Here is a 7,814-nt window from a genome sequence, read left to right on the forward strand (position 1 = left end):
AGATGATACGCTGGATGTATTTCCATGCCATGGAGTAGGAGGGATGGTTGGAATGCTTCTTACGGGAGTATTTGCAGATAAATCTATAAATAGTGATGTGCCTAGTAACGGATTGTTTTTTGGAGAAAGCGCCCTATTTATCCATCATTTTATTGCCATGATTGTGGTTTCCTTATTTGTATTTTTTGGAACTTTATTAATATTATTTTTAGTTAATAAAATCGTTCCTTTAAGAGTAGATCCTGAAAAAGAAGAATTAGGTTTAGATTTGTCACAACACGGTGAGAAAGTGATATAAAAATGGCTGAATAAATTATTATTTAATATATTAATAGATGCTATGTATAAAAAGGATTTCCTTGGAAATCCTTTTTCTTTTATATTTTTGTAATTATCATTATGAAAAATAGTAAAATCATATTAGATTATTTATTAGCGATTTTATGTCTAATTATATTTATATTTCCCATCCTATTTATTTTTATCTTCGTCACAATCGATATTGGGATGTCCGGGTTTTTTATTCAAGAAAGAGTAGGAAAAAATGGTAAAGCTTTCAATTTGTATAAGTTTAGAACAATGAAAGGAGAATATAGTTCTTCAATTACTACAGGAGAAATGCGAATAACTAAACTGGGCAAATTCTTGAGAAGATACAAATTGGATGAAATACCACAAATATTTAATATATTAAAAGGCGATATGTCCTGGGTTGGTCCCAGACCGGATGTTTTCGGATATGCAGATAAATTAGAAGGAGAAGATAGAATTATTCTTTCAGTAAAGCCAGGAATTACTGGTCCGGCACAATTAAAATATAGAAATGAAGAAGAAATTCTTTCAAAAGTAAAAGATCCGAAATTATATAATGATAACATAATTTGGAAAGATAAAGTTAAGATAAATAAAGATTATATTGAAAATTGGAGCTTCACAAATGATGTTAACTATTTGTTAAGAACTATATTTGTCAATAAAAATAATTAAAATTATGATAAAGTTAGCTATTTTTGATTTAGATGGAACATTGCTTAATACGATAAATGATTTGGCTGATTCATGCAATTACATATTGCAAAAAAATAATTTTCCTATACATCCTGTTGACTCTTACAAATATTTTGTGGGTAATGGAATGAGCAAAGTAATAGAAAGAGCACTCCCGGTAGATATAAGTATAAACCCTGATATAGTTGAAAAACTAAGAAAAGAATTTATTGAATATTATAAAATTCATTCCATGTGCAAAACAGCGCCTTATACAGGAGTTATAGATATGTTAAAAACATTATATTCCATGAATATAAAGTTAGCTGTTGCATCAAATAAATTTATTGAAGGAACTCAAATGTTAGTAAGTCAATATTTTAGTGAAATCAATTTTTCTTCTGTATTAGGTCAAAGAACAGAAGTACCAATTAAGCCAAACCCGCAAATTGTATATGATATAATGAATGAAACAGAAATTAAGGATAAGAATGAAATTCTATATATAGGCGATACAGGAATAGATATGCAAACCTCAAAAAATGCAGGAGTAAAGGGTATAGGAGTATCATGGGGCTTCAGGTCTAAGAAAGAGTTAATAGAAAATGGAGCCGAATATATAATTGACAAACCGGAAGAAATATTTGAATTAATAAGATAAAAGAAAAACTTACCATAATTTTAATATAATATGGAGAAATCCAGAGTTCCTGTCTTAGATGGATTCAGAGTTTTAGCTATAGGTATGGTTATGCTAGGACATTATTATAATTTTTCAAATAATAATATAGTAAAATATTTGGCAATACATGGATATTTAGGTGTACAATTTTTTTTCATTATCTCAGGATTTGTTATTTCAATTTCTCTCAAAAACTCTCAAAATTATAAACAATTTTTAATAAAAAGATATATTCGGTTAGCTCCAGGAATGTTTGTTTGTTCTACGTTGACTTTTCTATTTTTTAAATTTGTTTATACAGGATCAGGATATGGATATTCAAAAGACCCGGTTAATTATATTATAGCCAATACTTTTATAGACCCCCATGTTATAGACGTGTTTGTAGGATATATTAAATATTATTACATTGATAATTCCTATTGGAGTTTATGGGTAGAAGTAAATTTTTATATAATAATAGGATTTTTGTATTTCTTATCACCCAAAAAAGTGATAAGAAATTATACGCTGATTTGTATCATTGGCATACCGATATTTATTCTATTTTCCAGTAAAATGGGACATAGCATATTACAAAATTATATTACTCTCGAAAAAATAAAATATTTTAAATTAATTAGCAGGTCTTTTGCATTTTTTCACGAATGTTTATGGTTTCTTATAGGTCTATTTTTACATAAATTATATCTTAACAAAAGAGATTATAAAAATATATTCATAATGTCATTTATAATTATTATTCTAACATTATGGGGACGGGAAATAAAGTTATTATTTATTTATTTTTTGATTCTATGTATTTTTTTAGTTTTTATTTATTTTCCCAAATACCTCTCTTTTTTAAATAACAAATGGTTTTGTAAATTAGGTATAGCCTCTTATTCATTATATTTAATTCATTACCATATAGGAGTTGCTACTATAAAATGTATATTTAAATATTTAGGAAGAGAAGTACTTTTAGTTCCCTTAATAATAGCTTTTTTGGCATGTATGTTTTCCCTATATAGTTATAAATATTTAGAAACTCCATTATCAAGAATTCTGAAAAAAATATTGCTAAGAAAATAATGGTAATGAAAAATATTAGTTAAATAAATAAAAAAATTTTAAAAGAAAGAAAAAATATACTACTTTTGCACGCAAATTAAATGGCCGCGTAGCTCAATTGGATAGAGCGTCAGATTACGGCTCTGAAGGTTGAGGGTTCGACTCCTTCCGCGGTCACTAAGCTATAAACCTATCCTACAAAGGGTTTGTAGCTTTTTTTATTAAATATCAAACTTGTAGTTACAAAACCACAATGCAAGCAGCAATGTAATTACTATGACAAAAGAAACAAAATTCGGGTGTTCATACTCTGAAATATAGATTATAGATAAGCTCAAAAAGACTGGAAAACTTCAAATAAGAAAAATCTTGATCGAGATTGCTTTGTTCAATGAAAATTCTACGGCTCTGCATTTAAGAAAAGATACCCTCAAGAATCTCAATTTAGAAAGAAAGTAAATAGACCTAAAACCTTAAATGGAACATATCTAGAAATTACAATGCGCCCATTATTCGATTCCGGATACAATTCTGTCAATGACATTATTATGGTGGAATCATTGATAAATCAAGATATTAGTCAAAAATCCCCCTGTTATTGAAGCTATGAAGTATATTTTGAATAAAAAGGAATACAATGAAGTCGAAAAAGATTTGATCAGTATTAAAGTACTTTATTGTCACTAATCCATAAATCTTTTGGTTTATAACTTTTTTTGAATTAAGCGCATAATTAACGCAAATCTAATTTTAGAGGATAGAAAATAGATATTTTACAACTAGTTTGGAAAGTAATAAATAAAGTCGATAGCCATATTTTCCTCATTTTTGGTCCTGAATATATTCGATAACAGTAACCACAATCATTATAAATTTATTAATTTAATTTTAAATTTTTATAGGTAAATTTATTAAATATTATTTATCTTGTATATTATTAGGAATTTAATTTTAAACTATGAAAATCAAACTTAATTATTTAATATTAATCCTACTTCCAGCAATTTTTGTTGCTCAAGATAAATATTACTCAAATTTAGAAGATTCATTATTAGGAAGTAATACAGAATATAGAAAAAAATGGGACGTAAAGCATTATGATCTTATAATTGAACCTGATTTTAAAAATAAATATATTAAAGGATCGAATACAATAAAATTCCAAAATAAAGGATCGAAGATCATACAAATAGATTTGAAAGAGCCTATGAAAATCGACAGTATATTTTCTGTAAAAAATAGAGTTGTTACATTTAATAAGCAAGGAAATTTCTATTATCTAGATATAAGCGTTTTAAATAATGAAGATAATATAAATAATGAACTTACCATTTATTTTAGCGGAAAACCAATTATAGCCAAGAATGCACCTTGGGATGGAGGTTGGATTTTTACTAAAGATAGGAGTGGTAAAGATTGGATGAGTGTTGCCTGTGAAGGTATAGGTGCTAGTATATGGTATCCGTGTAAAGATTATCTTGGAGACGAGCCTGATGAGGGGATGACGTTGACTATTATTACAGACGATGATTTAAAAGGAATAGGAAATGGTAAATTAATAAAATATTGGAAAGAATTGGATAAAAACTATTTTAAATGGCAGGTTATAAATCCGATAAATAATTACAATATAGTTCCCTACATTGGAGAATATGTTAATTTCAGTGATGAATATAAAGGAGAAAAAGGGATTTTAGAATTGAGTTATTGGGTAAAACCGTATAATTTAAATAAAGCTAAACAACAATTTATACAAGTAAAGAAAATGCTTGAAGCATTTGAATACTGGTTCGGTCCTTATCCTTTTTATGAAGACGGATATAAGCTGGTAGAGTCTCCCTATTTAGGTATGGAACATCAAAGTGCGATCGCATATGGTAATAGATATAGGAATGGTTATTTAGGAGAGGATAGAAGCGGTACAGGAATAGGTTTAAAATGGGATTTTATTATAATACATGAATCAGGGCATGAATGGTTTGGTAATAATATATCTAATGCAGATATAGCAGATATGTGGATACATGAAGCATTTACAACCTATTCGGAAACTTTATTTATAGAATATTATTTCGGGAAACAAATGGCAAATAAATATATTATTGGTCAAAGAAAAAATGTAATTAACGACATACCAATTATTGCTACTTACCAAATACATAAAAAAGGAAGCCAAGATATGTATGATAAGGGAGCGAATATGATACATACCCTAAGGCAAATTATAGATAATGATCAGTTATTTAGAGATATTATGAGAGGTTTAAATAAAGAATATTATCATCAAACAGTTACAACAAAGCAAATTGAGGATTACATATCAAGAAAAGCAGGAATCGATTTTTCAAAAATTTTTGATCAATACCTTAGAACGATTAAAATACCTGAGCTGTCTTATTATATAAAAGACAATTTATTATATTATAAATGGTCAAATGTTGTTCAAGATTTTTCAATGGAAATAAATACTTCTATTGGGAAAATTAAACCTTCTGAAAATTGGAAATCTAAAAAAATTAATGTAGATAATAAATATTTATATGTTGATGAAAATTACTATGTTAAAGTAGTTAATACAAATAATTAATCATTTTTTTTTCAATTTTTTTATTGTAATGATAGTAATACATATAAATCCTATCATAGTAGAAAAAAGGTAAGTAAGGAACATAAAATTTAAATAAATATCGGGAATTGGATCATAAAAATACTTAACAAATTTTTCAGCAATTTGGAAAAATAATAAAATACCAATGATATACAGAATAATGTAAAACATAAACTTCATAATATCTATTGTTTTCAATAAAAATATATAAAGTTTTAATGATATTAAAATAAATACGATAAAAAATATGCTATAAATAAGATAAACCATTTTAGAATTTTATTAGTCTTTAGTTTCATCTTCATTTAAGATGTTATCAACCTCATCGATAGGCTTTAATTTTTCCATTAATACCTTATCTATCCTATAGGCATCCTTGTCTACTATTTCAAAAGAAAATCCATTGTAGTTAAATTTTTCAGCCACTTCCGGAATATATTCCATATGATAAATTATAAATCCGGCTAATGTAACATATTCGTCGTCATCTAAATCAATAATTACATCATCGAAGAATGAATTTAAATCTCTAATTCCAATATTTCCATTAACTAAATAAGATCCATCTTCACGTTCCACAATTTCAGTCTCTTCCTCGTCGCTTTCAGGCATATCACCGACAATACCTTCAATAAGATCCTGTAAGGTAATTATACCTTGAAAAGTACCATATTCATCAACTACAAACCCCATATGTTGCTTATTCTTTCGAAATTCTTGTAAAATATCAACGGAATGCATGTTTTCGTGGATGAATATTGGTGTTTTAAGAATTGACTTAATATCAAAATTGGGAGAATTTATATTTTCATAAAATTCTTTAATAGCTAAATAAGCGTTGGCTTCATCTAAATCTCCGTCACAAACAGGAAATTTTGTAAAATTGCTTTCTTTAATCTGTTTCTCGATTTCCCCAAAGCTGTCTTTTAAATTTATCCATTCAACCCTTTTACGATACGTCATTAAACTTTTAGCTTTTTGCTCTGAAAAAGCAAAAACATTTTGATGTAACTCACTTTCCTCTTTTTCTAAAACACCTTGCAAACTAGCTGTTTTAAGCATATATATGAGTTCGTCTTCAGATATTTTTTCCCCTTCTACATTAGAAATTTTCAATATCTTATTAAATAAATGTGTTGAAAATGATAGTATTTTAACAAATGGATACAAAGCCACTGAAAAAACTTTGATAATCGGAGCTACGAATAATGCAATCTTTTCCGGATTTCTCATGCCGAATGTTTTAGGAATAAGTTCCCCTAAAACAATAGATACAAAGGTAATTAATGCAATAATAACCATATATGAAAGCTCATTAGCATGAGATTGTGTCAATGAGAAATGTTCGAAAAACGGTTCAACATATTTCACTAAAGTAGCTCCCCCATAGGCACCGGAAATAATTCCGATTAATGTAATACCTACTTGAATGGAAGATAAAAAGTCTTCTGGTTTTTCTAAGAGATTTAGTACTATTTGTGCCTTTTTATTACCTTTTTTAACTTTATTTTCAATCTTTTGCCTTTTAACAGATACTAAGGCAATTTCTGATACAGCGAAAAAGGCATTTAAAAGAGTTAATAATAAAAGAATTCCTATTTCTAACATTTTAATATAAAAAAATTAAGTTTATTTCCAGGTAGTTGTTTCAATCATTTTAATTATATCTCTTTCAATATATTCAACAGCAGGTTGTAATGAATCCGGTCGAGGTTGAACTTTAAAATAAAGTGTACCCGAAAGAAAATGTTTAACACTGTCTGTAACATAAAATTGAATATTTGAGGCAGTTTCGCCTCCTAATCGGTATAGATTTCCAAATATTTTTTTTTCAGGATAAGAAAACGTTTTAGCTTTTATAGAATTGGCTTTTATTGTATGCTCATATACAAGCCTCTGTGTCTCTTTTAGCAATGAATTCAAATTGCCGTTATTAACATTTGAATAGGTTAAATATAGGGTAGCTTTCATAGTTGGATAAGTGAAATTATACCAACAATTTTTTTGTTTGTCTATTACCCTTGCTAAGTCAGAATATTGAAATTGATAGGGACAATCATCCTTCTTAAAAAGAATATATTTTGGCATAGGATATTCTAATCTTACTTGACCTTCCGGTTTAGGAAAGTAATCGTCTTTTTCACAACTGATAAAGAAAATAATAAATAGTGCTGTAAGATATAAAAAATATAATTTATTTAATAATTTACTCATTTAGGTATCTAAATTTTATCTTAAATCAAATAATATGTTTAACGGATTTTTAAATATAATATGTATGTTAGCCCATGTTTTACTAATAAATTGAAAATATTTTTTGATCAAATTTTTATATGTAAAAACATAGCTAACCCAGTCTTGTAAAATTTTAATAACAATTTTAAAGATATCAATTCTCTTAAAATGATGCAAAATTAAGAGTAGACAAAAATGTAGTAATGGGAAATAATTTAATGAAATACTCGTGGGCCCGGGGTCTTCCAT

The 7,814-nt window shown here is 27.3% G+C and carries 6 protein-coding genes, 1 tRNA gene and 1 pseudogene; 6 read left to right on the top strand and 2 right to left on the bottom strand.

The genetic code is table 11. The features are described from left to right. The 6 genes and pseudogenes from M3Z80_RS08330 to M3Z80_RS08355 all read left to right on the top strand — a co-directional run. Positions 1–298: pseudogene (locus M3Z80_RS08330) on the top strand (ammonia channel protein); the annotation flags it as partial. Between the two features lie 101 nt (positions 299–399). Then, entirely contained in the window at positions 400–987 is a 588-nt protein-coding gene (locus tag M3Z80_RS08335; RefSeq protein ID WP_293919124.1) for a sugar transferase, read from the top strand. Positions 988–991: 4 nt separating this feature from the next. Then, positions 992–1,648 (top strand): HAD family hydrolase, encoded by a 657-nt coding sequence (locus tag M3Z80_RS08340; RefSeq protein WP_293919125.1) that lies wholly within the window; start codon positions 992–994, stop codon positions 1,646–1,648. 30 nt (positions 1,649–1,678) lie between these two features. After that, positions 1,679–2,743, top strand: coding sequence for an acyltransferase family protein (locus M3Z80_RS08345; protein WP_293919126.1), 1,065 nt, complete (start codon positions 1,679–1,681; stop codon positions 2,741–2,743). Positions 2,744–2,825: 82 nt separating this feature from the next. Next, positions 2,826–2,899 (top strand) — tRNA-Arg (locus tag M3Z80_RS08350). Positions 2,900–3,680: 781 nt separating this feature from the next. After that, positions 3,681–5,309, top strand: a complete 1,629-nt coding sequence (locus M3Z80_RS08355) for a M1 family metallopeptidase (RefSeq protein WP_293919127.1) — start codon at positions 3,681–3,683, stop codon at positions 5,307–5,309. Between the two features lie 303 nt (positions 5,310–5,612). Here the strand turns inward: M3Z80_RS08355 and M3Z80_RS08360 are convergent, their stop codons facing one another. After that, a complete protein-coding gene (locus tag M3Z80_RS08360) occupies positions 5,613–6,938 on the bottom strand; it encodes a hemolysin family protein (RefSeq protein WP_293919128.1) in 1,326 nt (441 codons plus the stop codon). A 21-nt stretch (positions 6,939–6,959) separates the two neighbouring features. Then, positions 6,960–7,544 (bottom strand): gliding motility lipoprotein GldD, encoded by a 585-nt coding sequence (gene gldD / locus M3Z80_RS08365; RefSeq protein ID WP_293919130.1) that lies wholly within the window; start codon positions 7,542–7,544, stop codon positions 6,960–6,962. Between the last annotated feature and the right edge of the window lie 270 nt (positions 7,545–7,814).

It is taken from the genome of Apibacter sp., assembly GCF_025291155.1.
Lineage (GTDB): Bacteria > Bacteroidota > Bacteroidia > Flavobacteriales > Weeksellaceae > Apibacter.

Bases quoted from the DNA above. Each gene is read 5' to 3' on its own strand.
- M3Z80_RS08345 (WP_293919126.1), top strand. From the start codon at position 1,679: ATGGAGAAATCCAGAGTTCCTGTCTTAGATGGATTCAGAGTTTTAGCT.
- M3Z80_RS08355 (WP_293919127.1), top strand. From the start codon at position 3,681: ATGAAAATCAAACTTAATTATTTAATATTAATCCTACTTCCAGCAATT.
- M3Z80_RS08335 (WP_293919124.1), top strand. From the start codon at position 400: ATGAAAAATAGTAAAATCATATTAGATTATTTATTAGCGATTTTATGT.
- M3Z80_RS08340 (WP_293919125.1), top strand. From the start codon at position 992: ATGATAAAGTTAGCTATTTTTGATTTAGATGGAACATTGCTTAATACG.
- gldD (WP_293919130.1), bottom strand. From the start codon at position 7,544: ATGAGTAAATTATTAAATAAATTATATTTTTTATATCTTACAGCACTA.
- M3Z80_RS08360 (WP_293919128.1), bottom strand. From the start codon at position 6,938: ATGTTAGAAATAGGAATTCTTTTATTATTAACTCTTTTAAATGCCTTT.